General features: G+C 73.3%; 2 protein-coding genes. One reads left to right on the plus strand and one right to left on the minus strand.

What is annotated here, in order from left to right:
• Positions 1-179 precede the first annotated feature (179 nt).
• A complete protein-coding gene (locus B8460_RS16105; protein ID WP_048862632.1) occupies positions 180-959 on the minus strand; it encodes an alpha/beta fold hydrolase in 780 nt (259 codons plus the stop codon).
• Between the two features lie 134 nt (positions 960-1,093).
• On the opposite strand from B8460_RS16105, the gene B8460_RS16110 reads away from it, so the two are divergent.
• Positions 1,094-1,725 (plus strand): hypothetical protein (locus tag B8460_RS16110; protein WP_048862633.1); only part of this gene is annotated, 632 nt, incomplete at its 3' end.

Below are 1,725 nucleotides of genomic sequence, written 5' to 3' on the forward strand. Positions count from 1 at the left end.
CAAGCTCCCACTCGGTCAGCAGCCGGTGCCGCACATAGGGCGACAGGCCCGACACCGAAGGCGGCGCGTCGGGCCCGGCATCGGTGTTGCGCCCCTCGGCATGGGCGGCGCCGAGGCGGGGGACACAGGCGGCCAGGGCGGCCAGGGCGGAATCGCGGGTGGGGCGCATGCGCGGCGGACTAGCGGATGAACGCTTCCAGCACGGCGAGGAAGCCGTTGGGATTGTCGGCATGCAGCCAGTGGCCGGCGCCCTTGAGCGTGACGAACCGCGCAGCGGGAAACAGGGCGCGGATGGCGGGCCGGTCGTCCTCGCGCACATAGTCCGATCGCGCGCCGGTCAGGAACAGGCACGGCCCCGGCCACGCGGTCCCGGTCGGGGCGGACCATCCCTCGATATCGCCGATGCCGGCGGCGATCGCGTCGAGGCCGATTCGCCATGCGGGCGCCGGTCCAAACATCAGATTTTGCAGCAAAAGCCCGCGCACGCCCGGGTCCGGCTCGGCCGCCGCGAGGGCGGCATCCGCGCCCGCGCGGGTCATCCCAGGGGTGAGGTCGAGCGCCTGCATCGCCGCGATATGGCGTCGGAAATGCGGTTGGTAGCCCCGCGGGGCGACATCGGCCACCAGAAGGCGGCGAACATCGGCGGGGTGGTCGAGCGCCAGCCGCATCGCCGTCTTGCCGCCCATCGAATGCCCGACCAGCAGACACGGCAGCGCGCCGAGCGCCGCGAGCGTCTCGTGCACGTCTTCCGCCTGTTCGGCATAGGTCATCCCCGCCGCGTGCGGGCTGTCGCCGTGATTGCGGGCGTCGAGGGCGATGACCCGCGCCCGCGGCGCGAGCGCGCGCTGGATCGTGCCGAAATTGCGCGCCTGGCCGAACAACCCGTGCAGCAGGACGACCGGCGCCGCCCCCGCTTCCCCGCCGCCGGGCGGCGCCGCCTCGCGCGCATGCAGGATCATCGCCCGCCCCGCCCCGCCCCGGCTTGCGCACGCCAGGGGAGGCAATACAGTCGGGCTATACCACCGGAGATTGCGAAATGGACGGCGCGTCCGCACACCCATGGCTGGGGGCGCCTGAGGCCGTGGGGGCTCCCGTGGGCGGGCGCAACGGGCGGCCGGTTGGTCCCACGCGGTATTGGCGCCCCCTCGCCGGCGCGGCCGCCGGGCTGCTGGTGATGGTCGAACTGACGCGGCACGCGATGTGGCGCGACGAGCTGAATGCCTGGGCCATCGCGCTCGCCAGTCCGACGCCCGCCGCGCTGTTCCGCAACCTGCATTACGACGGGCATCCCGGGCTGTGGCACCTGATGTTGTGGGTGACAAGCGCGGTGACGCGCAACCCGGCCGCGCTGCAGGTGGTGCACGGCGCGGTCGCGCTGGCGCTGATCGGCTTCATCGCATGGCGCTCGCCGCTCGGGCGGGCGGGCACGGTGCTGCTGCTCGGCAGCTATTTCGTGGTGTTCGAATATACGGTGGTCAGCCGCAACTACGGCATCGCCATGCTGCTGGCGCTGCTCTACGCGGAGCGGCGCGCGTGCCGGCCGGACGACGCCGTCGGGGCGGCGGCGCTGCTCGGCCTGCTGGCGAACACCAACGTCTTCGCCCTCATCCTCTCGGCCGGGTGCGCGCTCGAGTATCTGATCGACCGGATGCACGACGCGGGCCCGCGCTGGCGGGGCGCGGCGGCGCGGCTGGCCGGTCCGGCGGCGCTGTATGTCGCGCTGAC

Source organism: Acidisphaera rubrifaciens HS-AP3, assembly GCF_000964365.1.
Taxonomy (GTDB): Bacteria; Pseudomonadota; Alphaproteobacteria; order Acetobacterales; family Acetobacteraceae; genus Acidisphaera; species Acidisphaera rubrifaciens.

Coding starts and splice junctions, on each gene's coding strand:
- B8460_RS16105 (WP_048862632.1), bottom strand. CDS start 959: ATGATCCTGCATGCGCGCGAGGCGGCGCCGCCCGGCGGCGGGGAAGCG.